Consider the following 22,925-nt stretch of genomic DNA (forward strand, 5'->3'; position numbering starts at 1 on the left):
CACTGCCGGCAGGTGTGGGCTCATTCTAGGAAGTGACTGTGACGGTTGAGTGAAGGCATCGCAACGTCTAGACGACTACATCTCTGTTTGCGACTTGGCAAAACAAAGTCAGTGGGGAGTCAGCGCGAACTCAGTGATGCGAACGGACAGTGACATACGCATGACAGGATTAGCGTGCAAACGTACGACGCGACCACTCGCAGCGATCAGGAACTGTTCACCGGGTTTGCGCTTGACGCCAAGGGGCTTCCCAACCGCCGGCTGACACGGACGGACGCGGCAGCGCTTCTCGCTGACGCTGCGCAAGGCGCGAACGACAAACTGACGGCCCATGAACGCTCCCTCAACGAAGCACTGACCGGCGTCGATCCCAGTCGGCAAAGGCGGCTCAATGCCGTTTTTTTGTTGAGCCGCGATACCGGAAAGATGCGCTGAAAATGCGTTGCCGAGAACCATTGTAAATATTTGTCAAAACGCTTTAATCTCAAATTAAAAGTGTTGACCGTAACTTCATTTAGATGATTAATTCGTCCGGTGTTTTCTGGAAAATCAGAGGAGGTCAAATGGGACAACAGAAACAGGATGGTGTCGTGGGTAACGAAGAATGCCAGCTTTGCCGTATCACCTATTCAATCTACTCAAACTTCCCGCCAATGCCGTCCGCAATGGCGCTGAACGCCGAAACCGGCGAATGGTTTCCGTTCGATAGGCTGAAGTCGTATTCAACCGGTTACGAGATGGCCGAAGCGCTGGGTTACGCATGGGCGTGCGATTGTCGCGGACGCGCTTTCAAACGGTTCAATGAGCAGTTCGAGATAAGAGACTCCACTGGCAAGCGACAGGCGGGGGTGCGTTACCGGATACGCGTCGGTTCGAAGGTTCTTGCGAAAGGTGTCACGGATGCCCAGGGGCGCACCCAGCGTCTTTCGACAGATAACGCAAAGCAGGTTTCTATCGAAGTTGCCGGGTCATAGGGGCGGAGAGCAGGTAAGTCTTTTTGTTAGGGAAAAACAGATGACAAATGAATTTTTGAACAAAAATAGCCACTACTTCAAGACCGACGAGAATGAAGAATGGACCGAGGTCGGCACAGCCATTACCAATACAACTCCCGGGTCAATATCCAATGTCGTAATCAATACGACGCCTATCTGTCCAAACATGAGCAACAAGGAATTCCGAAAGGAGGTCATGCGTGCCCGCGATATCGGTGTCGAGTTGGTCAAGCGACGCATTGAGGGCCTGGCACGTTGGGACGCGAAAGAGCAGGACCGTGTAAAAACCTTCTTCGCTCGCGCCGATGAATCTACGAGAAGGGTACTCAGTGATGGTTTGCCCCGATTGCTCACCGCAATGCAGGAACTGCTGCCGGAAAAAATCGTGCGATACGACAGCGAAACAAACAGAAAACTCTCGTGTGCGGTAAAGCAAGATTCGGGGAAAAATCATGCCGCGGTGTGCAAACCTGATTCGGAAAAGCGGGTCATCGCAATCTATTCGGCGTTTTGCAGCAGTCCGTTTGGTAAATTGTGGAACGCGTGCAAAATAAAAACAATAATCCACGAATGTCCACACTTCACGGACACGTTTGATTCGCGAGATGAGATCTATCTCGATACCGAATCCGGGGCGCGAATATGGGCGGAGAATCATCGAGAAGAGGCGATTAGAAACGCAGATAGCATAACCGGATATATAGCAACTTTCGATAAAGACGTCGAGGACAAGAAATGAACTTTCAGTACCGCACGCTTGTCGCTGTACTTAGCTTATGCGCTGGCCTTTGCAGACCAGCTTTCGCAGAGCAATCAATTGACGCCGTGGCGAAGCATAGGCCATCCAGCACTGGATGTCGCTTCGTGGAGCATGTGCAACTGCAATTGCCGTTCAACTCCACTGCGCTCTCGAAGGATAACCGGCTGTCAATCGAAAAGGCTGTGAGAGAGGCACAGAAATGGCGAGATGTGAGGATTCAGGCAATCGTAATCGCTGGCGCATATATCGGCGAACGCGATCTGGATATCTTGCAGGATCGCCGTGGCGAGGTGGTAAAAGGATATCTGAGGAAACTTGGAATCCCGAGTGCAGACATATATGTAGAGCCTAAAACTCTGACCGATGTGTTTGCGCAAAAACTTCCCGATGGTAGCACTCGCGTTAATCAAATCGAAATCGAATTAAGTCCGATTTGCAAGGGTAGCTGCGAATGGATGTGCGACGATCCAAGGCTATGGCCACCGATCACGCCTACCTACCGGTAAACAAACGAACTGGGCCCCGCTTCGGCGAGGACATTCAAAGACAGGTCACGCGGGCAAACGGCACCACTACGCCACCTAACGCTGCACCCGCGCAACTGTCACAGCAGACGGATATATTAGGGGCGGTGCGGCGCGCCGCGGTTCCGGACTCCGTCCCCCTCCAACGTTCCGATTGACGTTCCATGCCGGCTATAAGCTTCCTACCCGACAGCTTCGAAGAATACGAAGATCTCAAGTCGATACTTGACCAGGGCAGCGCGAGCTTCGAAATCCGCGCTATCTGCGAGACCGAGGTGCGCGGCCGGCGCTTTTCCGTCTACACCGCGAGCATCGGTTCATCCGATTCGCTCGCGCCCGCTATTGGTTTTATCGGCGGCATTCACGGGCTCGAGCGAATCGGCTCGCAACTCGTGCTCGACTATATGCGCGCGCTGCTCGCGCGGCTCGAATGGGACGAATTGCTGGTGCGGCAATTGCAATCCATCAGGATATATTTCTGCCCCATTGTCAATCCCGGCGGCATGTGGGCATCGACGCGCGCCAATCCGCACGGCGTCGATCTGATGCGCAACGCGCCGCAGAACGCCGACGCACGCGTGCCGCTGCTGGCGGGCGGCCAGCGCGTCGGCGCGTGGCTGCCCTGGTATCGCGGCCGCGCGGGCGAGCCGATGGAACCGGAGGCGGCCGCGCTACTGCAGGTGGTCGAAACGCAACTCGCCGCACGGCCGCTGAGCATCGCGCTCGATTGCCATTCCGGCTACGGCTGGAGCGACAGCATCTGGTTTCCGTACGCGCGAACCCGCCGGCACATGCCGCATCTGCCTGAAATGTACGTGTTGAAGAGCATGTTCGAGCACGCGCATCCGCATCACGGCTACACGTTCGAGCCGCAGAGCCACCAGTATCTGCTGCACGGCGATCTGTGGGACTGTGCGTACGACCGCACGCCGGAGCCGAACATCTTCCTGCCGATGACGCTCGAACTCGGCTCGTGGCTGTGGATCAAGAAGAACCCGCGCCAGTTGTTTTCGCGCCAGGGCATGTTCAATCCGGTCATGGAGCATCGCACCGCGCGCGTGCTGCGGCGCCATGCGAACCTGTTCGACTTCCTCGCGCGCGCGGCGTTTTCGGCGCAGCGCTGGCTGCCGCAAGGCAACCGTCGCGAGCAGTTGCTGCAAAGCGCGCTCGATCACTGGTACAGGTCGGATAGCGTATGAGCACGTGGATCCTGTTGCGCGGACTCACGCGCGAAACGCGTCATTGGGGGCGCTTACCGGCTGCGCTGCGCGAAACCTTGGGGCCGATCCCGGGCGATAGCTTGCGCGATGCGACGTCAACCTCGACCTCAGCCGCAACCAGCACGACCGGCGTGCGTTTGGTGCTGCTCGATCTGCCTGGCAACGGTGAATACGCGCGGCGGCGCGCGCCCGCGAGCGTCGCGGGCATGGTTGCATTCGTGCGGCAGGCGGCGCTCGAAACGGGCGTGCCGGGCCCGTACAACGTGCTCGCGATGTCGCTCGGCGGCATGGTCGCGACCGACTGGGCACAGCGTCATCCCGGCGAAATCGAACGGCTCGTGTTGATCAATACGAGCATGCGGCCATTCAGCCGCATGCACGAACGGCTGCGTCCATCGTCGTGGCCGGCCCTGCTCGGCGTGGCCGCCCATTGGGGCGATGCGGCCGATGCCGAGAGCGGCATCCATCGCCTCACATGCAATAACGTTGACACTTTGGGCGCGGATCTCGCGGCGTGGACCGCGATCCGCCGCAGCGCGCCGGTGAGCCGCGCGAATGCGCTGCGGCAATTGTGGGCGGCCGCGCGCTTTAGCGCGATAGCTGCCGCGCCGCGCTGCGCGCTGCTGATTCTGTCTTCGCGGGCCGACGGGCTCGTCAACCCGGTCTGTTCGGCCAGGCTCGCGGCGGCGTGGGGTGCGCCGCATCGCGAGCATCCTTGGGCGGGTCACGATCTTCCGCACGACGATCCGGCGTGGACCGCTGCGCAGATTCGCGCGTGGCTCACGCTGCGCGCCGAGGATGGAGGTGCGCCGGTGCCCGCGCCAGCACGGGCGCCCGCAAAGCCCGCGCATTGAGCCGCGCACGGCATTGCCGCGCCGCAGCGACTCGACGACCTGTCAGGCGGGTATTACCTGACTGCGCGAATCGGCCGTATCGCGCACAGCAGGCGCATAATTCCAAGTCAGACGTTGCCTGCGAATCACGCGATACTCACCATTGCCGCCAGCCAGGGGAGTCGATCATGCAAGCAAAGAACGAAGAAGCCGTCACGCACCTGCTGAACGATGTCGTCGAATTTGCGCGGGGGCGGTTGCCCGAGCCGACCTTCAATATCGTCGAACCCTTCCTGCGTCACTACTACGATTTCGTCGACGCGGGCGATCTGCAAAGCCGCTCGATCGCCGATCTGTACGGCGCGGCGCTCGCTCACTGGCAGACCGCGCAGCGCTTCGTGCCGGGCGAACAGCGGCTGCGGGTCTATAACCCGATCCTCGAACAGCACGGCTGGCATTCCGATCACACGGTGATCGAGATCGTCAACGACGACATGCCGTTCCTCGTCGATTCGGTCTCGATGACGGTCAACCGGCATCGGCTCGCACTGCATTCGGTCGTGCATCCGGTGTTTCGCATCTGGCGCGCGCCGGACGGCAGCATCGCGCGCGTCAGCCAGGGCGCGGAAGATGCCGGCGATACGCGCTCGCATCTGACCTCGTGCATCCATTTCGAGGTCGATCGTTGTGGCGATGCCGCAAAACTCGACGCCTTGCGCGACGACATCGCGCGCATGCTCGGCGACGTCCGCGCGGCGGTCGAAGACTGGCCGAAGATCGTTGAACGCGCGAAGCAGACGATTCAGGACCTGAAGGTGCGCGAGACCGGTCCCGAGGGCGTCGAGGCCCGCGCGTTCGTCGAATGGATGGTCGCCGATCATTTCACGTTCCTCGGCCAGCGTGATTACGAACTGGTGCAGCAGGACGGCGGCTACGGCTTGCGGGCGATCGCGGGCTCCGGTCTCGGTATTCTGCGCGATGCGCTGCGGCCCGTCGGCGCGCCGGAAGTCACCACGCTGCCGCCGGCGGCCGCGGAGATCGTCTCCGGGTCGTCGCCGATCTTTCTGACCAAGGCCAATTCGCGTGCCACCGTGCACCGGCCCGGCTATCTCGACTATGTCGGTATCAAGCTGACCGGGGCGGATGGCAAGGTGACGGGCGAACGGCGCTTCATCGGCCTGTATACGTCGACTGCTTATTTCGTCTCGGCCGCGGAGATTCCGATCGTACGTCGTAAATGCGCGAATATCGTGAGACGCGCCGCATTCCTGCCAAAGGGTCATCTGGCGAAATCGCTTGTGACGGTGCTCGAAACCTATCCGCGCGACGAATTGTTCCAGGCCGACGAGGACCAGCTTTACGACACCACGCTCGGCGTGCTGCGCTTGCAGGAGCATCAACGCACTCGGCTGTTCGTGCGGCGCGATCGTTTCGATCGCTTCGTGTCGTGCCTCGTATTCGTGTCGCGCGACAAGTACAACACCGATCTGCGGCAACGCATCGCGAACCTGCTCGCCGATGCGTTCAACGGCGAGAACGTCGAATTCACGCCGCTGCTGTCGGAGTCGACGCTCGCGCGGATTCATTTCGTCGTCCATGCCAAAGCGGGCGGCATGCCGAATGTCGACACGCGCGAGCTCGAAGCGCGCCTCGTGCAGGTCGCGCGACGCTGGCAGGACGATCTGGCCGACGCGTTGCTCGACGCGTACGGTGAAGAGCAAGGCAACCGTTTGTTGCAGCATTACAGCGATTCGTTTCCGGCCGGCTATCGCGACGACTATCCGGCGCGCACGGCGGTGCGCGATATCGAACTGATCGAGCGCGTACAGGGCACCGAGCGGCTCGCGATGAACCTTTACCGGCCGATCGAATCGGGACTGCGCGCGTTCCGCTTCAAGGTGTATCGCGCGGGCTTGCCGATCGCGCTGTCGCGCAGCTTGCCGATGCTCGAACATCTCGGCGTGCGTGTCGACGAAGAGCGGCCCTATCTGATCGAAGCGCCGGGCGCGACGCCCGCGTGGATCCACGACTTCGGCCTCGAACTCGCGGACGATACCGAGTTCGACATCGAGCGGGTGAAAGATCTGTTCGAACAGGCGTTCGAGCAGGTGTGGACCGGCACGATAGAAAGCGACGACTTCAACCGCCTCGTGCTGCGCGCACAGTTGAATGCGCGCGAGGTGACGATTCTGCGTGCGTACGCGAAGTACTTGCGGCAGGTCGGTTCGACCTTCAGCGACGCGTATATCGAACGCGCGGTGACCGGCAACCCGGCGATTGCGCGCATGCTCGTCGCGCTGTTCATTACGCGCTTCGATCCGGCGCTCGGCGACGTGCGCGAGGCCCGCGTGAACAGTTGTCTCCAGTCGATCGACAGCGCGCTCGACCAGGTGCCGAATCTCGACGAAGACCGCATCCTGCGGCAGTTCCTCGGCGTGATCAAGGCGACCAAGCGGACCAATTACTACCGCTATGACGCCACGGGGCAGCCGAAACCCTACCTGTCGTTCAAGTTCGATCCCGCCCAGGTGCCCGGCTTGCCCGAGCCGAAACCGATGTTCGAGATCTGGGTCTACTCGCCACGCGTCGAGGGCGTGCATCTGCGTGGCGGGCGCGTCGCGCGCGGCGGCTTGCGCTGGTCGGATCGGCGCGAGGATTTCCGCACGGAAGTGCTCGGCCTGATGAAGGCGCAGATGGTGAAGAACGTCGTGATCGTGCCCGTCGGCTCGAAGGGCGGCTTCGTCGTCAAGAATCCGCCGCCGCAGAGCGAGCGCGATGCGTGGATGCGCGAGGGCGTCGCATGCTATCAGACGTTCCTGCGCGGACTGCTCGACGTGACCGACAATCTTGCGGGCACCGACGTCGTGCCACCGCCTGACGTGGTGCGACACGATCCCGACGACCCGTATCTGGTCGTGGCCGCCGACAAGGGCACGGCCACCTTCTCCGACTACGCGAATGCGATCTCGCAGGAATACGGCTTCTGGCTCGACGACGCGTTCGCGTCGGGCGGCTCGGTCGGCTACGACCACAAGAAGATGGGCATCACCGCGCGCGGCGCATGGGAGTCGGTCAAGCGACACTTCCGCGAAATGGGCGTCGACACGCAGAGCGAGGACTTCACGGTGGTCGGTGTCGGCGACATGTCGGGCGACGTGTTCGGCAACGGCATGCTGTTGTCGCCGCATATCAAGCTGCTCGCCGCGTTCGATCACCGGCATATCTTTCTCGATCCGAATCCCGATCCCGCCGCGAGCATGGCGGAGCGCGCGCGCCTCTTCATGCTCGACCGCTCCAGCTGGGCCGATTACGATCCGTCGCTGATCTCGGCGGGCGGCGGCGTGTTCCCGCGCAGCGCGAAGACGATTCCGCTGTCGACGGCGGTGCAAGCGGTGCTCGGCATCAGCGCCGCGGCGCTGTCGCCGGCCGAGCTGATGCGCGTGATTTTGCAGGCACCCGTCGATCTGCTTTATAACGGCGGCATCGGCACCTACGTGAAGGCGAGCCGTGAAACGAACCAGCAGGCGGGCGATCGCGCGAACGACGCGATCCGCGTGAACGGCGCGGATCTGCGTTGCAAGGTCGTGGCCGAGGGCGGCAATCTCGGCTTGACGCAACTCGGGCGCATCGAGTTCGCGCAGCGCGGCGGCCGCATCAATACCGATGCGATCGATAATTCGGCCGGTGTCGATTGCTCGGATCACGAGGTCAACATCAAGATTTTGCTGGGCCTCGTTGTCACCGACGGCGAGATGACGGAGAAGCAGCGCAATGCGTTGCTAGCCGAGATGACCGATGAAGTCGGTCTGCTCGTGCTGACGGATAACTACTATCAGACGCAGGCTTTGTCGATCGCCGGCCGTTTTGGCGTGGAGCTGCTCGATGCCGAAGCACGCCTGATGCGCTATCTGGAGAAGGCCGGGCGGCTCAATCGCGTGATCGAATTTCTGCCCACCGACGAAGACCTCGCCGAGCGCGCCGCCGCGAAGCAGGGCCTGACGACACCGGAGCGCGCGGTACTGCTCGCGTACAGCAAGATGTGGCTCTATGACGCGCTGCTCGAATCGCCGATGCCGGAAGACCCGCTCGTCAGCGACATGTTGATCGAGTACTTTCCGAAACCTCTGCGGCAGCGTTTCCGCGAACCGATGCAGCGCCATCCGCTACGCCGCGAAATCCTCGCGACGCATCTGACCAACGCGCTCGTGAATCGCGTCGGCTGCGAGTTCGTGCATCGGCTGATGGAGGAGACCGATGCACGGCCCGGCGACATCGTGCGCGCGTGCATCATGGCGCGCGACGTGTTTGATCTCGATCAGATCTGGCGCAGCATCGACGCGCTCGACAACCGCGTCGCCGACGACATGCAGGCGCGCATGTTCGCGGAGGTCGCACGGCTCGTCGAACGTTCGGCGCTGTGGTTCCTGCGGCATCTGCAAACGGGCGCGGCCGGCGACGACGTGACCGGCCTGCTCGCGCGCTGTCGCGATGCCGCGCAGCGTCTCGCGCCGCAATGGCCGGCTCTGTTGCCAGGCGCGGATCTCGAAGCGTTGTCGGAGCGGCAAAGAGTGTTCGTCGATGCGGGTGTCGATAGCGATCTCGCGGTGCGGATCGCGAGCGGCGAGGTGTCCGCCGCGCTACTCGATATCGCCGAAGTCGCGTCGACGTGCGGGCGCAATCTCGAACAGGTCGCGGGCGTCTACTTCGCTCTCGGCACGCTGCTGAACTACGGCTGGATCAGCGAGCGCGCCGCCTCATTGCCGGCGCCGACGCATTGGGACATGCTCGCGCGGGCATCGGCGCTCGCCGAACTCGCAAGGCTCAAGCGCGCGCTGACCACGAGCGCATTGGCCGGCGCGACCGATGCATCGACGCCCGATTCGCTCGTGCAAACCTGGCGCGAGAAACGCGCAGCGCAACTCGAGCGCTATACGCGTTTGCTGACCGATCTGCGTGCGACGGGCGGCGCGAGCCTTTCCGTGCTGCTGGTCGTCGTGCGGGAGATGGCGGCGCTCGAAAGGGCGTGAGCCGCGTGAATGCGGTAAAAGACGATCTGGAAATTGGCGGCGCGACGATGAAAGAAGAATCACCGAAAGCCATTTTCTACGCACTCGCCGCCAACCTCGGCATCGCCGTCTGCAAGTTCGCCGCGGCGGCATTCACCGGCTCCGGCTCGATGTTCGCCGAGGCGATTCACTCCACCGCCGACTGCGGCAATCAACTGCTGCTGCTTTTCGGATTGCGCGAAGCGCGCAAGCCGGTGAGTCCTTTGCACCCGATGGGCAGTGGCCGCGAAATCAACTTCTATTCGCTGCTGGTTGCGTTGCTGCTGTTTTTCGTCGGCGGAGCGTTCTCGGTGTATGAAGGCGTGCATCGATTGATTGCGCGCGAGTCGTTGCAGTATGCGTTCGTCGCGTTGGCGGTGCTCGGTGTGTCGGTGGTGCTCGAATCGCTATCGTTGTGGGGTGCGGTCAAGGAGATTCGCAAGACGCATCCGGATAAAAATCTATGGCGCTGGTTTCGCGAGACGCGCGAATCGGATCTGCTGGTCGTGGCCGGTGAAGATGTCGCGGCGCTATTCGGTCTCGCGATCGCCTTCGTAGCGGTGCTATCGACGATGGTGACCGGCGACCCCGTGTATGACGCGCTCGGCTCGGTGGGGGTCGGTCTTCTGCTGATGACGATCGCGTGGCTAATCGCGCGTGAAGTGAAGTCGATGATCGTCGGCGAATCCGCGAGCCCGGAAGTGCGTAGCGCCATCGACGCGCATCTGCGCGCGCGTCCCGAGATTCGCGGCATCATCAACATGATCACGCTGCAGTGGGGGCGCCACGTGGTGGTGGCGGTGCAGGCGGAAATGATCGACTACGCGAGCGGCCGCGCGATGGTCGATGCGATCAACGTCATCGAGGCCGATCTGCAGGCCAAGTTTCCTCAGGTGCGCTGGGTATTTTTCGAACCGGATGTGCCGCGTAATTAAAGACATCTTCCATTCATAACGGGCACGCGCTCACGTCGCCCTGATCGACATCTCCTTGCTTGACAGGCCTGAATCCGGAACCTATATTCGTCGGGGCATTGGTCATACGACTTAACATTAGTCAGGCCACTTGCCCAAATTCCCGCTCAAGCTCCCATAAAAATCGTGCGTCACATCGGAGAGTTCGATGAAAAAAATCAGTCGCGCCTTTTCTTCCGTCGTCCTTACGTGTTCCTGTCTGGTTGCTTTTACCGCTCACGCGCAAACGTTGGCGACCGGCGATAGCCGGACGGTGACGCAGCCAGGTTATCCCACCGTTTGCACCACGCTTACCGCGCAGTTCACGAGTTCGCAACGCGCAGCGCCGCCGACCACCGACGACACGAGCCGTCTGCAAGCGGCGTTGAACGGCTGCGCGGGCACGGGCGGCAGTGTGGTGCTGGCCTCTTCAGGATCGAATAACGCGTTCTATACCGGCAGTCTGACGATCAGCGGCGCGGGCATCGTGGTCAACTCGGGCGTCACGTTGTATGGCAACGATAGCTACTCGGGCAATGCGAACCTGCTGTCGTTCTCGGGCACCAATGCATCGCTGATGGGGCCGGGCACCGTCGACGGTCGCGGCGACATCATCAGCGGCACACCGCGGCTCGTGCAGGCGAGCAATATCACGAACTTCATCGTCTATAACGTGACGCTGTCTCAGGCGGCCCATCCGAATCTCTACGTCGAAGGCGGCAGCGGCTTCACCGCGTGGAACGTGTCGATTCGCACGCCGGCCACGCGTAAGAACGCCGACGGTATCGACATCGACAGCCTGACCAATGCGACGGTGACCAACTCGGATATCGAAGCCGGCGACGATGGTGTCGCGGTCAAGACCAACTCGGGCAACATCTCGAACGTCACGGTGTCGAACACGAGGCTGCATGGCACGCATGGATTGTCGGTCGGCGGCATCGCGAAGAACACGGTGTCGAACATACTGTTCGAGAACAACTATGTGTATGGCAACGATCTGAGCGGCACGGCCTCGACCGACGCGAACGCGATCAACGTGAAGGCCGATCCGTGTTCGTTGACGGTGCAGCAGGTCAGCTACGTCAATACCTGCATCACCAACGCAAAGCATCTGATCGTGATGGACACGAACTACAGCAGTTGTAGTAGCGGTGGCAGCCCGACGTTGTCGAACATCATCGTGAACGGCGCGTACTCGACGGCGTCGCTGTCGGGAGCCTATACGAAGATCGATGGACGCAGCTCGAGCTATCCGGTGACAGCGTATCTGGCCAACGTCAGCCTCGATGCGACCGCGCAAAGCGGCGACCAGTACGCGACCGTCGGTCTATATAACTCGAACGTCACGCCGTCCGGCACTGGCGTCACCACGTCGAATTTCACGCTGAGCGGCAGCGTACCGAGCTGCTCGTTCTGACGGCGGCGCAGTGTAGCGGCTAGCGGTGCGGAGAGGCGCATCATCATCGGCCTTTCCGTATCGTTCTATCAAGCGATCGTCGTCAAGGATCAGCATGCCGGAAAAATGGCTGGGACCTCTTTGTGTGATCTGCGCGGCGGCGCTGGGCCTGTCGACCGGCGTGCTGTACTTGCGGCACACGGCGCCAGCAGCGCAGGTTGCGACGAGCGTCGTCGCGGATAGCGAAAGCAACGCGGCCGCGGCAGCCTCGGTGCACGGACCCGCGGCCGACACCGATGACTCGTTGCGCATCTGGCCCGGCGATTCGAGCCTCGCCAATGGCCTGGCGATGACGGACAGTCATCATCTGATCATCAACGACACGTTGCGCGAGCTGATCGACTTCTTTCTTCTCGAACAGGCGGACGACGACCGCGCGGATCAACTGAAGCTGTATCTGAGAACCCGGCTCCGTTCTCCGGCTTCGGAGGAAGCGGTGCAGATAGTCGAGCCTTACGTGGCCTATATGAAAGCGCACGACGAAATGCTCGCCGCACAGAACCTGAATGCGCAGAGCCTGAATGCATCGAACGTCGACATTAACCGGATCTCGACGTGGCGTCAGCAGCGTGACCAGTTGCGGCAACGGATGCTAGGCGGCCAGGTCGAGCAGGTCTGGTATCAGAACGACGATTCGCAATTGACGCAGGCAATCGACGAATGGCGGCAACGCGCGGCTGATCAGGAAGGGGTAGCCGCGTCCGCGCAGCAACCGCGTTATCCGGTTCCACATTGGCAAAACAGCCGCGACGAAGAACTGCACATCCAATACCTGCTTGGGCTATTGCAAAAAGCGGTGACGAGTTTCAGCGAACGGAGCCACGAAGGACAGCATTGGGCCGAGCGGTATTCGAGCTATCAGAACGACGCTCAAAAGATTACTCACGATGCGAGTCTCGACGCCGCGCAGCGCGACGCGCAGCTTCAGGCGTTGCGGGTCAAGCTATTTCCGACGCAAGGCGAACAGCAGCGCGCGCATGAACTGGGACCGTGAGTGTGGCGGGTAAAAGCAGGCGGGAGGAGGTGAAACGACATGCGAGAAGAGCGGGGGTGAAGGTCACGCACCTCAGCGGGTCTTCGAGCCGAAGCGCATACCGGGTTTCGACTTTGTTAGCCGTTGCGTCCCTGCTTTAAACTCCAGGCGGAAGATCCTTACGGCATTCTTCGAGTAACCAACTGCGAAAGCTCGCAATATCGTCTTCCTGCGAGTGGGACGCACGCACGTAAAGATAGGTAGACCGCTCCACACTCACAAACCCCACGGGTGCAATGAGCCGGCCATCGGCGAGATCGCGCCGGACCAATAACTCCGGAGCGATCGCGAGTCCCACCCCGCTTCTTGCCGCTTCGATGGTCAGTGACAAGCTGTCTAATACCTGAGCGCAACACGAATCGACCGCCACTCCGACAGTTCGGCTCCACTCGCTCCATGCATTCATGCGTGACCTTGCGTGCAGCAGGCGCATCCCGCCGATGTCGCGCGGCGACCTGGGCACGTTCGGCCAGTTGGGCGCGCAGACCGGCCCTATCATATCTGTCGTCAGGCAGGTCGCCGTGATGGCCGACGACGGAAATCGATCGGTGACTATCAAGGCATCGACTTCCCGCCTCAGCAATGCTGCAACATCGCCTCGCGCCTGAAAATTCACTATGACCTCCGGCACGCGTCTTGAGAACTCCTCAATTCTGGGAAGAAGCCAGTGAGCGAGAAAGCTGACGGAACAGCCAACCGTGAGCTTGCGCTCTGGCCTCTGATCACGAATACCAACGCATTCGTCTTCGAGCAGCGCAAGTGCGGCCGAGCATGCACTCTTCAGTCGCTCGCCGTCTTTGGTCAGTCGAACTCCACCGCTATGGCGAACGAAAATATCCTTTCCAAACCAGGTTTCGAGCGCACGGATCTGATGACTGATCGCACTATGCGTTATGCATAAATCACTTGCCGCTTGAGTGAAGCTCTCGTAATTGGCTACGGCTTCGAAGCCTTGAAGGGCCCTGAGAGGAGGCAAGATGCGCATGATTAAGGGTAGAAATAAATTCACACCGATTGTGCAACTATTTCGCTACTCCGTCCAGTTGCCAGCCGATAGACTGTCGATCTGAGTCGTTACGAAGTCCTATCTTTCTCACAAATAAGCAAGTCCATGCATGCAACCATCTTGCGAGAGCTTGAGAGTATCGAACAGCTTTCGGATCGCGTCGGCACCGCGGTAAGCATATTCGGCAGCGCGCGCATCAAACCTGGCCACGAAATATTCAGACTCACTCATCAAATTGCTTCCGGATTGTCGAGTGAGGGCTATACCGTAATTTCAGGTGGAGGCCCCGGCATTATGCGGGCTGCCAACGAAGGTGCGCGTACGGGAAAAACATGCACTATCGGATTCAATGTCGTGCTTCCTTTCGAGTCGGCCGATTTTCAGTTTCAAGATATCTCCCTTGTATTCGAAAATTTCTTCACTCGAAAAATCGCCTTCTGCAAGCATTCTCGCGCATTTATTGCGATGCCGGGTGGGATGGGCACACTCGATGAGCTATTTGAAATTTTGACACTAAAGCAAACAAGGAAACTTAAGCCCGTGCCAGTCGTGTTGGTCGGTTCGCAATTCTGGGGAGGACTTATCGATTGGATGAGAACAAATCTGGAATCGGCTGGCCTGATCAGCGCAGGGGAACTCGATGAAATCAGGATTTTTGACGATGTGGACAGCGTCGTCAATTACTTGAAACTACGTGTCCCGATTCCGGATACGTCAATCACACCACTCAGTCTCGTCCGGACCGGTCACGCGACAGTCTGATGGCAATCGTATCAACGCCTCACCGCACTTTAAAAGGAAGGAACGCGATGCGTAATACGTTTTCAACACAACTGGTTATGTTTACAGGCGGACGGGATAGCACTCTCGCAGCTTGTCACCTGATGTTGCAGGGTATCCCCGTGCGACTCTACTCGGCGAATAGTGGCTGCTCACTGCATCGCGGCATACTTGCCCACCGCGTCGATGAACTGCGGCGTCGCTTTGGGGATCTGGTGGTTGATCACACTGTGGAAGACATCAGCGGAGCGTTTCGCGCCATTGCCATCGAGAACATCGAGTCAGACATTATCAAATACCAAAAGAATCTTGTTCTGCTCGGTGAAAAGCTGGCTATTCACGCCCATATTGCGGATTTTTGCCGCCGAATCGGCGTTGAGATCATCAATGACGGGATCACCAACTATCAAAACGAATCTCCTGAACAGCGCCTCGTTGCGAAGGAATTTTTCGTCGACATGATGAAGAAGTTCGGCATCGTATACCGATCACCGATTTATAAGTTCGCCCAGTCAGCGGACGACGTAAAGTACAAGCTACTGCAGCTGGGAATATCAACCAAATCACTTGAGGGCATCAGCATCTTCGGCGATAGCTTCACTACGCCGTCGGACGAAGTCATTCTTGCCTATCTTCAGGAGAAGTTGCCGCTGGCTCTGAACATCGTTGACTTTTTGTCAGGCGGTGAACTGCGGTCTTTCCAGCCGGAACTTCTTGAGCAAGTGGCATAACATGTCGCTCGCCGGCAATGACTGTATCAAGGCGGCGTAGCCAATTGCCGGCAAAGCTATCCTATCGTTCGAAAGCCCAATATGAATAGCGCCAAAATCGTCAAATGCGCCGCGGCTATCATTCGCGAGAAGTCGCTGCTCCTGACTCGAAAGCAGGGAACGGATACCTTCATCTCTCCTGGCGGAAAACCACTGTCCGGCGAATCCTGTTTGGACTGCCTTTGTCGTGAAATTCGCGAAGAGCTCAATATCGAAGTCAGCAAGCAAAGCTATCTCGGCCAATTCAGCGGCACCTCGACATTTGAAGACTTGCCGATCGAAATGAACGTATATCTGGTTGAGATCGAAGGGGAACCGCGAGCCGGAATGGAAATCGATGAGTTCATGTGGTATCGCAGCGACCATGCAAGGCAGGATTTAAAGATTGGCTCTATCTTCCGCGATTCGATCATTCCTCTACTGACAAGTAAAAGGCTGATCGTCTGACTCTCTATCAAAGACGCACTGCCACAAGCACCGCACCCGCTTCCTGGACTCAGATATGGACAGCGCCTCAATCGCACCAATTCTTCATCCTGATCCGACCGTAAATGTGTTCCGTCACACAAAGCAGCTTCGTGACGAATTGCGCGTCCACCTGGCGGAAATCTATCACTTGCAGGCGTTCTCCGTACACCTTGTGCCTTCCGTCCGCTACGGCCTACTGGCACTCAAGCAATGGATCGAGTTGACTGGGAGACGAGTCGGTCTGCGAGCTGGCTCGCACTACGCGCCTATAGCACAGTTGTTCCGCGAGCCGATATCCTGGAAGCATAACGCGTGCGACGCCTGGATCACAACGCACGTAGCACCGTACGTTGGCACAGTGTCTCGATTGTATCGGTCAGGGTCGCCGCTGGAGATCGTAGATGCCTCGCATAGCTTTGCGACCAACCTGCACGCAGTTTTGCTTGAAACCGCCAATGTGTTTGTCGCTCCCTTGCACAAGCATGCGGGGCTCACGGTCGGTCTCGCCTTGATCGCCGTCCGCCGCGATCTCGCGATGATACCGGAACATGACTTGCTGGACGAACTCGAGAGGGCCACGGCTTCGCAAGCCCCCTTGATCGAAGCTCTGAACAATCTGGAACGCTCAGGCGCATGCTCGTTCAATAAGGCGACGCCTGGAAATGTGCAAGCGAGGCTTGTCGATGCTTCAATTGTCTGTGTTTCCGACCTCGACTTTCCGCTGCCGTTCGCGTGTTTTCGCCATCGGGCCTTTCCGCGTCTGAGCAAAGCCGCACTGCACGAAGCAGGGGCGACTTACTTTGCGGAATTCGATGTACTCAGGATCGCAAAATGGGCGCGCGGAACCATTGACGACGATCCTGTCGAGTTTACCGCCGACATCCATGCCACTCTCGTTCGACTCACCCGACAATGAAGTCAAGCAAACTATATGGAACCAGCCTCGGAATCGCTGGTGGCGTGCTGCTTAGCACCGACGCGCTCCTCATCAGGCTCATGCACCTCGAAGACGCGTGGGAGATCGTTGTCATGCGCGGCCTCCTGATGTGGACCGCCTTCGTGATGATCTACTACCTGGTGCCGCGTTGGCGGCCTTGGATCGGCAAACCGTGGGTGACACGCCAGAATGTATGGCCGACCTTCTTCTTTGCGATTGCGTCAACGACATTCGTCAATGCGATTGCGCACGGGGAAGTCGCGTCCGTACTCGTGATCATCTCATCGACGCCGTTCCTTTCCGCGCTTCTTGGTCGCGCCTTCTTTTCGGAACCTATCGATCGTGCGATGTTGGCCACCGCGACACTTGCCATGAGCGGGGTCGCGTTGGTGATCGACGTCGGGCCAAGAGGCGGCGCATTCGCTGCAAATTGCTTTGCTCTTGCCACTGCGGTGTCAATGGCACTAGCATTCCTGTGTTCATCTCGTGTGGAAGGCGGTAGTGTTGGTCTACCTTCGCTTGGCGCGCTTGTCGCATCGTTGCTGGTGATCGTCAGTCAGCCTGCGCTCGCAAGCAAAATTCCGGTTTTGCTGATTTCCGAGCGCGCAATCTGGATGTTGTTCGAGGGCGCATTCGTCATGCCGTTATCGCTCGGCTTGCTCACGCTCAGCGCGCGCTTCATTCCACCAGCCAATACGGGGCTGTTCTTGCTCCTCGAAACGGCACTCGCGCCGCTATGGATCTGGATTGCATTCAACGAAAGACCCGCCCTTCAAGTCGTCGCGGGCGGTGCCGTGACAGTGAGCGCGGTGTTGATTCATGTCGTGCAGGTGAGGCAGCGCTCGTATCTGCGTGTGGCAGGCGATTGCTAGGCTTCGTTCACATTCGCTGAAGTGTTAGCCTGCTTACCGGGCTGCATCTGGCAGTGGATGCAGTCCGCAGGCCGTTATCACTGATCGTGACGGAAGGTCACGTCCACGATATCTCGTTTGCGAAGGAGCTTGTTGACGCTCCGCGACAAGCCTGTCATTTGCCTATTTGAACCCCGTCACCGCATGCGGCACATACAGTTCTTCGAGCCGGTGAATTTCTTCATCACTGAGCTTTAAGGAAAGCGCCGCGACCGCGTCGTCGAGATGATGCAGTTTGGTAGCGCCGACAATCGGCGCGGTAATCGGCTTCTTCTGCAGCACCCATGCCAGCGCGACCTGCGCGCGCGGCACGCCGCGCTCCTTCGCGATGTCGCTGACCCGCTCGACGACGCGCCGATCCGCTTCCTGCGTGTGCGCGTACAGCGTGCGGCCGAATTCGTCGGTTTCCGAGCGCGCGCTCTCGGTGTCCCAGTCGCGCGTCAAACGTCCGCGTGCAAGCGGACTCCACGGAATTACGCCGATGCCCTCGCTTTCGCACAGCGGCAGCATTTCGCGCTCTTCTTCGCGGTACAGCAGATTCACGTAGTTCTGCATCGTCACGAAGCGCGTCCAGCCATTGCGCTCGGCCACTTGCAGCGCCTTGGCAAACTGCCATGCGTACATCGACGACGCGCCGAGATAGCGCGCCTTGCCGGCTTTCACGACATCGTGCAGCGCTTCCATCGTTTCCTCGATCGGCGTGCCGTAGTCCCAGCGGTGGATCTGATACAGGTCGACATAGTCGGTGCCGAGACGTCGCAGGCTATGATCGATCTCCGCCATGATCGCCTTGCGCGACAGACCTGCGCCGTTCGGCCCCGCATGCATGCGGCTATTCACCTTGGTGGCGAGCACGATCTCGTCGCGCTTCGCAAAGTCCTTCAGCGCACGGCCGACGATTTCCTCGCTGGTGCCGTCCGAATAGACGTTGGCGGTGTCGAAGAAGTTGATGCCGTGATCGAGTGCCTGCTTGATGAAAGGCCGTGCGGCTTCGTCGTCGAGCGACCACGGGTGCGTGCCGCGCGACGGCACGCCATAACTCATACAGCCAAGACAAAGACGCGATACATCGAGGCCGGTACGGCCGAGTTTCACATAGTCCATCGTCGTGCTCCGGTAGTGAAGCGCACAAACCCGCTGCGAGGAAAAGATTTTCGATTATAGGGAAACGACGCCAAGCGCGTCGTCACGGGCCGCACCCGCTTTCGATCGCTCCAATGACAATGCGCCCGCGAAGCCACTTCGCGGGCGCATGACGGCGAATGCCGTGAACGACTGCTAACGCTCAATGCTGCACCGGACGATACGGTGTCCACACGGGCGTGTCCGTACTCCAGTGATCGAGTTCCGATGGTGTCATGATGTGCTCCTTCTCTCAACTCGTTACCGGCCGTTCGCAACCCGTGTCACTTCGCCGTTCGTCCCTTCCTGCAACGCGATGCGCGCGGCTTGCGTCTGGCCGATCAGGCCTTTGTCCGGATACGAGGTGCGGTTCAGTGAGGGTAGCGAGCCGTCGCGATACGCGGCGACCAGTTCCGCCTTGACCTCGGCGCGTGTCTTCGCGCTTGCAGTCGGCGCCGGTTGCGTGTCATACGTTCCCGCGCGGCCGATACCGCCGCCGCCTTGCGCCAATGCCGGGGCACTGACGAGCAGTGAAAGAACGAGGCCAGCCAACAGATTGCGCTTCATGATTCACTCCTGTCGATTCATTGGCAGCGCGGTGGCGCTGCGACAGGATGAAATGTAGACGTCGACGTAGTGCGGATAAATCGCGGTTTTGCGAAATGAATTGTCGCGATTCAGGAACAATCGCGGGAAGGGCTGCAGCAGAGGTGCGATTGCACAGTTGCCGCGGCATTGGCGCCGCGGCTGGAATTCACTGTTTCACTTACCGGACTTCATGCGAGCCATTCGGTCATCACCGGCGTGTCGAGTGCCGGCGCGGACTCGCGCTGCTCGAACGTGCGCTTGGTGCAGGTGGCGTCGAGACTGCCGCGTCCGCTCAGCAATGGGCAACGATCAAACAGCTCCGCGATCCAGTCTACGAAAACACGGACTTTTGGCGACAGATGACGACTGTGCGGATAGACTGCCGAAATCGGCATCGGCAAGGGTTTCCATTCCGGAAGTACTTCGACGAGCTGACCCGAGCGCAGATGCGGCAGCACCATGAAGAGCGCCGGCTGAATCAGGCCGAAGCCTTCGAGTCCGCAGGTCACGTAGGCATCCGCGTCGTTGACCGACACGATGCTCTTCATCTTCACTTCCACTTCGTCGCCGTTCACCAGGAACGCCCAATCGAGCGTGCGTCCCGTGCGGCTCGAGAAGTAGTTGACGGCTTTGTGATTGTCGAGATCTTCGAGCGAAGCGGGCACGCCCGCACGCTTGATGTAGTCGGGCGACGCGCAGGTCACGCCCTCGAACAGACCGATGCGGCGCGCGACCAGCGACGAATCCTGCAGCGCGCCGACCCGCACCACGCAATCGACGCCCTCCTGCAACAGATCGACGGGCCGGTCGGTCAGGCCCAGTTGCAGATCGATGTCCGGATAGCGCGTGTGGAATTCGCACAGCGACGGAATCACGAGCAGGCGGCCAATCGAACCCGGCATGTCGATGCGTAGCTTGCCGTGCGGCTTCTTGTTGCCGCTCTGGAAACTCGCCTCGGTCTCTTCGACGTCCGCGAGGATGCGCACGCAGCGCTCGTAGTACGCGGCGCCATCGGGCGTTAGCGACAGACGCCGGGTGGTCCGGTGCATCAGCCGCGTGCCGAGAAACGCTTCGAGGTTCTGAATGATCGTAGTAACCGATGCACGCGGCAGATCGAGCGTTTCCGCTGCGCGGGTAAAGCTGTTGGTGTCGACGACACGCGTGAACACTTGCATGGCCTGAAGCCGGTCCATTGCAAACCTCCAGAAGGGGCAGGTGCGCAGGCGGGAATGGAGTCCGCGAAAACAATCGCAACGGGATTGTTCAAAGGCACCGAATTGTGTTGCCGGATTATAGGCATTTATTTGCGAGTCTGCCGAAGCCACAATTCGCACCATTGAAGTTCTATGCGCATTTGCGCGGCTCGACATGGATGCATTTAAATCGCCGCACCCGCCTTTTTCCACCGGCGTTGCCGCCGAAGACACAGGCGCTGAGGCCAATGACGCAACGCTTGAAGTCACCGACGTGGGTATCGATGGGCACGCTCAGCCCATTACATTGCGCCTGTATCGGCTGACGAAAAAAACCGCATTGCCGGTGCTGCTTTATTTTCACGGCGGCGGTTTTACGAAGGGTTCGATCGAGTGCGCGGACTTCGCCGCGCGATATTTCGCGGAACACTTACCGGCGCTGGTCGTGTCGGTCGGCTATTCGCTCGCGCCGCGGTTTCCGTTTCCAGCCGCGCCGGAAGACGCGCATCGCGCGGCGCTGTGGGTGCAAACGCGGGCGCGCGCGTTTGGAGGCAATAGCAGAAAGATCGGCGTGGCGGGCCACGACGCGGGCGGCCAACTCGCCAATTGTCTCGCGTTCATCGCGCGGGATCGTGGCGACGTGCAGATCAGCGCGCAGGCGCTGTTCGGCCCGATGCTCGATCCGAGCCTGACGCGGCTCGGCGACGAGCGGCGGCTCGGTTCGGACATCACCGCGCGCGAGTGCGCCGCGTGTTATCGCGCGTATCTGCCGCAAGCGTCGCAGCGCATGCATCCGTACGCGGCGCCGCTCGAATCGTCGCGGCTCGCCGGCTTGCCGGCCACGCTGATCGCGACCGCGCAGAACGACGTGCTGCACGTCGAAGCCGAGAAGTATGCAAGCAATCTGATCGACGCGGGCGTGCAGACCCAGGTGGTGCGCTTTCCGAGCGTGTCGCACGCGGCGCTCGCCGATCATCCGCCCGCTTTGCAGGAAGCGGTGCGTTTTTTCCAGTGGCGCTTCGACGCGCGCGCTCATCGATAAACAGAAATTCAATCAACGATACCGGGAGCTACACATGACTATCCTTCCTCTTTCCCGCCGCCGCGTGGCATTAGCCGCCGTGGTCGTCGTCGTGCTTGCCGGGCTTGGCACGTTCGGCGCGATTCGTGTCGATGCGAGCTCGCCGGCCGCGCCGACCATCGTGCCGGAAGTGGACGTGGCGACCGTCGTGCAGAAGACGATCACCGACTGGCAGTCCTATTCGGGCCGTCTCGAAGCCGTCCAGAAAGTGGACGTGCGTTCGCAGGTGCCGGGCACGATCGTGTCGGTCAACTTCAAGGACGGCGCGCTCGTGAAGCAGGGCGACACGCTGTTCGTGATCGATCCGCGTCCGTACGCGGCCGAAGTCGATCGCGCGGAAGCGCAGCTCGCGGCCGCGCAGGCACGCACCGGCTACACGCAAAGCGACTGGGAACGCGCGCAACGGCTGATCGTCGACAACGCGATCGCCAAACGCGACTACGACGAGAAGCAGAACGCCGCGCGCGAGGCGAGCGCGAACCTGAAGGCCGCGCAAGCCGCGCTGGAAACCGCGCGCATCAATCTCGGCTACACGAAGATCGTCGCGCCGGTGTCGGGCCGCGTGTCGCGCGCGGAGATCACGGTCGGCAACGTCGTGTCGGCTGGCGCGAGTGCAACGCCGCTGACGACACTGGTATCGGTGTCGCCGATCTACGCGTCGTTCGACGCGGACGAGCAGACGTACCTGCAATACCTGAGCCGCGCGAAGGACGGCGCCAAGGTGCCGGTCGAACTCGGTCTCGCCGATGAATCCGGCTACTCGCGCAGCGGCACGATCGAGTCGGTCGACAACCGGCTCGACACGTCGTCGGGCACGATTCGCGTGCGCGCGAAGTTCGACAACGCGGACGGTGCACTGATTCCGGGCCTCTACGCGCGCGTCAAGGTGGGCGGCAGCTCACCGCATCCGGCGCTATTGATCGACGACGCCGCGGTCGGCACCGACCAGGACAAGAAGTTCGTGCTGGTCGTCGATCAGGGCAACCACGTCGTTTATCGCGGGATCACGACGGGTTCGATGCAAGGCAGTCTGCGCGTCGTCAAGGACGGCTTGAAGCCGGGCGACCGCATCGTCGTCAACGGCGTCCAGCGCGTGCGTCCCGGCGACGCGGTGCGCGCGCACATGGTGCCGATGACGACCGACGACGACCCGAACAGCGCAGCGCTCGCGCAATCGCGTGCCAAGGCGGACGCCGGCGCGAAGGGCAATTCGTGAGCCGCATGTTCCAACGCGCATGCTCCAACGT

The 22,925-nt window shown here is 60.3% G+C and carries 21 protein-coding genes and 1 pseudogene; 18 read left to right on the forward strand and 4 right to left on the reverse strand.

Going from position 1 to position 22,925, the window contains the following annotated elements; translation table 11 throughout:
* The first annotated feature begins 174 nt into the window (after positions 1-174).
* The 10 genes from OKW43_RS08495 (at position 175) to OKW43_RS08540 (ending at position 12,783) form a co-directional block, all read left to right on the forward strand.
* Positions 175-435: a hypothetical protein gene (locus OKW43_RS08495; protein ID WP_429446516.1), complete on the forward strand. Its 261-nt coding sequence runs from the start codon at positions 175-177 to the stop codon at positions 433-435.
* 128 nt (positions 436-563) lie between these two features.
* Positions 564-974: a hypothetical protein gene (locus OKW43_RS08500; protein WP_429446518.1), complete on the forward strand. Its 411-nt coding sequence runs from the start codon at positions 564-566 to the stop codon at positions 972-974.
* Between the two features lie 40 nt (positions 975-1,014).
* Complete coding sequence (locus tag OKW43_RS08505) at positions 1,015-1,734, forward strand: M35 family metallo-endopeptidase (RefSeq protein ID WP_429446520.1); 720 nt, start codon at positions 1,015-1,017, stop codon at positions 1,732-1,734.
* Positions 1,731-2,261, forward strand: coding sequence for a hypothetical protein (locus OKW43_RS08510; protein WP_429446522.1), 531 nt, complete (start codon positions 1,731-1,733; stop codon positions 2,259-2,261). Before OKW43_RS08505 ends, OKW43_RS08510 begins: the two co-directional genes overlap by 4 nt.
* Positions 2,262-2,443: 182 nt before the next feature.
* Positions 2,444-3,478 (forward strand): M14 family zinc carboxypeptidase, encoded by a 1,035-nt coding sequence (locus OKW43_RS08515; protein ID WP_429446524.1) that lies wholly within the window; start codon positions 2,444-2,446, stop codon positions 3,476-3,478.
* Positions 3,475-4,353: an alpha/beta fold hydrolase gene (locus OKW43_RS08520; protein ID WP_429446526.1), complete on the forward strand. Its 879-nt coding sequence runs from the start codon at positions 3,475-3,477 to the stop codon at positions 4,351-4,353. Before OKW43_RS08515 ends, OKW43_RS08520 begins: the two co-directional genes overlap by 4 nt.
* 167 nt (positions 4,354-4,520) lie before the next feature.
* Positions 4,521-9,359: an NAD-glutamate dehydrogenase gene (locus tag OKW43_RS08525; protein WP_429446528.1), complete on the forward strand. Its 4,839-nt coding sequence runs from the start codon at positions 4,521-4,523 to the stop codon at positions 9,357-9,359.
* A 47-nt stretch (positions 9,360-9,406) separates the two neighbouring features.
* Positions 9,407-10,312, forward strand: coding sequence for a cation diffusion facilitator family transporter (locus tag OKW43_RS08530; RefSeq protein ID WP_429447368.1), 906 nt, complete (start codon positions 9,407-9,409; stop codon positions 10,310-10,312).
* 187 nt (positions 10,313-10,499) lie between these two features.
* Positions 10,500-11,750 carry a glycosyl hydrolase family 28 protein gene (locus OKW43_RS08535; RefSeq protein ID WP_429446530.1) on the forward strand — a complete coding sequence of 417 codons (1,251 nt, stop codon included), beginning with the start codon at positions 10,500-10,502 and terminating at the stop codon, positions 11,748-11,750.
* A 94-nt stretch (positions 11,751-11,844) separates the two neighbouring features.
* On the forward strand, positions 11,845-12,783 hold the full coding sequence (locus tag OKW43_RS08540) for a hypothetical protein (protein ID WP_429446532.1): 939 nt from the start codon (positions 11,845-11,847) through the stop codon (positions 12,781-12,783).
* A gap of 136 nt (positions 12,784-12,919) precedes the next feature.
* On the opposite strand, the gene OKW43_RS08545 is transcribed toward OKW43_RS08540, so the two are convergent.
* Positions 12,920-13,831 (reverse strand): LysR substrate-binding domain-containing protein, encoded by a 912-nt coding sequence (locus OKW43_RS08545; protein ID WP_429446534.1) that lies wholly within the window; start codon positions 13,829-13,831, stop codon positions 12,920-12,922.
* 102 nt (positions 13,832-13,933) lie between these two features.
* Here OKW43_RS08545 and OKW43_RS08550 point away from each other — a divergent pair, with 102 nt between their 5' ends.
* The 6 genes and pseudogenes from OKW43_RS08550 to OKW43_RS08575 all read left to right on the forward strand — a co-directional run.
* Positions 13,934-14,590: a TIGR00730 family Rossman fold protein gene (locus OKW43_RS08550; RefSeq protein WP_429446536.1), complete on the forward strand. Its 657-nt coding sequence runs from the start codon at positions 13,934-13,936 to the stop codon at positions 14,588-14,590.
* 47 nt (positions 14,591-14,637) lie between these two features.
* Positions 14,638-15,339, forward strand: a complete 702-nt coding sequence (locus OKW43_RS08555; RefSeq protein WP_429446538.1) for a hypothetical protein — start codon at positions 14,638-14,640, stop codon at positions 15,337-15,339.
* Between the two features lie 81 nt (positions 15,340-15,420).
* Positions 15,421-15,825: an NUDIX hydrolase gene (locus OKW43_RS08560; RefSeq protein WP_429446540.1), complete on the forward strand. Its 405-nt coding sequence runs from the start codon at positions 15,421-15,423 to the stop codon at positions 15,823-15,825.
* 55 nt (positions 15,826-15,880) lie between these two features.
* On the forward strand, positions 15,881-16,762 hold the full coding sequence (locus tag OKW43_RS08565) for a DUF6024 family protein (protein ID WP_429446542.1): 882 nt from the start codon (positions 15,881-15,883) through the stop codon (positions 16,760-16,762).
* A gap of 293 nt (positions 16,763-17,055) precedes the next feature.
* The gene (locus tag OKW43_RS08570) at positions 17,056-17,655 is read left to right on the forward strand and encodes a hypothetical protein (protein ID WP_429446544.1); all 600 of its coding nucleotides are present in this window, start codon (positions 17,056-17,058) and stop codon (positions 17,653-17,655) included.
* A 28-nt stretch (positions 17,656-17,683) separates the two neighbouring features.
* Positions 17,684-17,789 (forward strand): annotated as a pseudogene (locus tag OKW43_RS08575) (IS5/IS1182 family transposase); the annotation flags it as partial.
* Between the two features lie 28 nt (positions 17,790-17,817).
* Here OKW43_RS08575 and OKW43_RS08580 read toward each other — a convergent pair.
* The 3 genes from OKW43_RS08580 to OKW43_RS08590 form a co-directional block, all read right to left on the reverse strand.
* On the reverse strand, positions 17,818-18,798 hold the full coding sequence (locus OKW43_RS08580; protein WP_187635730.1) for an aldo/keto reductase: 981 nt from the start codon (positions 18,796-18,798) through the stop codon (positions 17,818-17,820).
* Between the two features lie 279 nt (positions 18,799-19,077).
* Positions 19,078-19,383, reverse strand: coding sequence for a DUF4148 domain-containing protein (locus OKW43_RS08585; RefSeq protein ID WP_187635731.1), 306 nt, complete (start codon positions 19,381-19,383; stop codon positions 19,078-19,080).
* Between the two features lie 209 nt (positions 19,384-19,592).
* Complete coding sequence (locus OKW43_RS08590; protein WP_187635732.1) at positions 19,593-20,597, reverse strand: LysR family transcriptional regulator; 1,005 nt, start codon at positions 20,595-20,597, stop codon at positions 19,593-19,595.
* A gap of 175 nt (positions 20,598-20,772) precedes the next feature.
* Between OKW43_RS08590 and OKW43_RS08595 the strand changes: the two genes are divergently transcribed.
* The gene (locus OKW43_RS08595) at positions 20,773-21,639 is read left to right on the forward strand and encodes an alpha/beta hydrolase (protein WP_187635733.1); all 867 of its coding nucleotides are present in this window, start codon (positions 20,773-20,775) and stop codon (positions 21,637-21,639) included.
* A gap of 34 nt (positions 21,640-21,673) precedes the next feature.
* The gene (locus tag OKW43_RS08600; RefSeq protein WP_429446547.1) at positions 21,674-22,894 is read left to right on the forward strand and encodes an efflux RND transporter periplasmic adaptor subunit; all 1,221 of its coding nucleotides are present in this window, start codon (positions 21,674-21,676) and stop codon (positions 22,892-22,894) included.
* The last annotated feature ends 31 nt before the right edge of the window (positions 22,895-22,925 follow it).

Origin of the sequence: Paraburkholderia sp. WC7.3g (genome assembly GCF_050436345.1) — a bacterium.
In the GTDB taxonomy this organism is placed as follows: domain Bacteria; phylum Pseudomonadota; class Gammaproteobacteria; order Burkholderiales; family Burkholderiaceae; genus Paraburkholderia; species Paraburkholderia podalyriae.

Coding starts and splice junctions, on each gene's coding strand:
- OKW43_RS08500 (WP_429446518.1), top strand. CDS start 564: ATGGGACAACAGAAACAGGATGGTGTCGTGGGTAACGAAGAATGCCAG.
- OKW43_RS08505 (WP_429446520.1), top strand. CDS start 1,015: ATGACAAATGAATTTTTGAACAAAAATAGCCACTACTTCAAGACCGAC.
- OKW43_RS08510 (WP_429446522.1), top strand. CDS start 1,731: ATGAACTTTCAGTACCGCACGCTTGTCGCTGTACTTAGCTTATGCGCT.
- OKW43_RS08515 (WP_429446524.1), top strand. CDS start 2,444: ATGCCGGCTATAAGCTTCCTACCCGACAGCTTCGAAGAATACGAAGAT.
- OKW43_RS08520 (WP_429446526.1), top strand. CDS start 3,475: ATGAGCACGTGGATCCTGTTGCGCGGACTCACGCGCGAAACGCGTCAT.
- OKW43_RS08525 (WP_429446528.1), top strand. CDS start 4,521: ATGCAAGCAAAGAACGAAGAAGCCGTCACGCACCTGCTGAACGATGTC.
- OKW43_RS08530 (WP_429447368.1), top strand. CDS start 9,407: ATGAAAGAAGAATCACCGAAAGCCATTTTCTACGCACTCGCCGCCAAC.
- OKW43_RS08535 (WP_429446530.1), top strand. CDS start 10,500: ATGAAAAAAATCAGTCGCGCCTTTTCTTCCGTCGTCCTTACGTGTTCC.
- OKW43_RS08540 (WP_429446532.1), top strand. CDS start 11,845: ATGCCGGAAAAATGGCTGGGACCTCTTTGTGTGATCTGCGCGGCGGCG.
- OKW43_RS08550 (WP_429446536.1), top strand. CDS start 13,934: ATGCATGCAACCATCTTGCGAGAGCTTGAGAGTATCGAACAGCTTTCG.
- OKW43_RS08555 (WP_429446538.1), top strand. CDS start 14,638: ATGCGTAATACGTTTTCAACACAACTGGTTATGTTTACAGGCGGACGG.
- OKW43_RS08560 (WP_429446540.1), top strand. CDS start 15,421: ATGAATAGCGCCAAAATCGTCAAATGCGCCGCGGCTATCATTCGCGAG.
- OKW43_RS08565 (WP_429446542.1), top strand. CDS start 15,881: ATGGACAGCGCCTCAATCGCACCAATTCTTCATCCTGATCCGACCGTA.
- OKW43_RS08580 (WP_187635730.1), bottom strand. CDS start 18,798: ATGGACTATGTGAAACTCGGCCGTACCGGCCTCGATGTATCGCGTCTT.
- OKW43_RS08585 (WP_187635731.1), bottom strand. CDS start 19,383: ATGAAGCGCAATCTGTTGGCTGGCCTCGTTCTTTCACTGCTCGTCAGT.
- OKW43_RS08590 (WP_187635732.1), bottom strand. CDS start 20,597: ATGGACCGGCTTCAGGCCATGCAAGTGTTCACGCGTGTCGTCGACACC.
- OKW43_RS08595 (WP_187635733.1), top strand. CDS start 20,773: ATGGATGCATTTAAATCGCCGCACCCGCCTTTTTCCACCGGCGTTGCC.
- OKW43_RS08600 (WP_429446547.1), top strand. CDS start 21,674: ATGACTATCCTTCCTCTTTCCCGCCGCCGCGTGGCATTAGCCGCCGTG.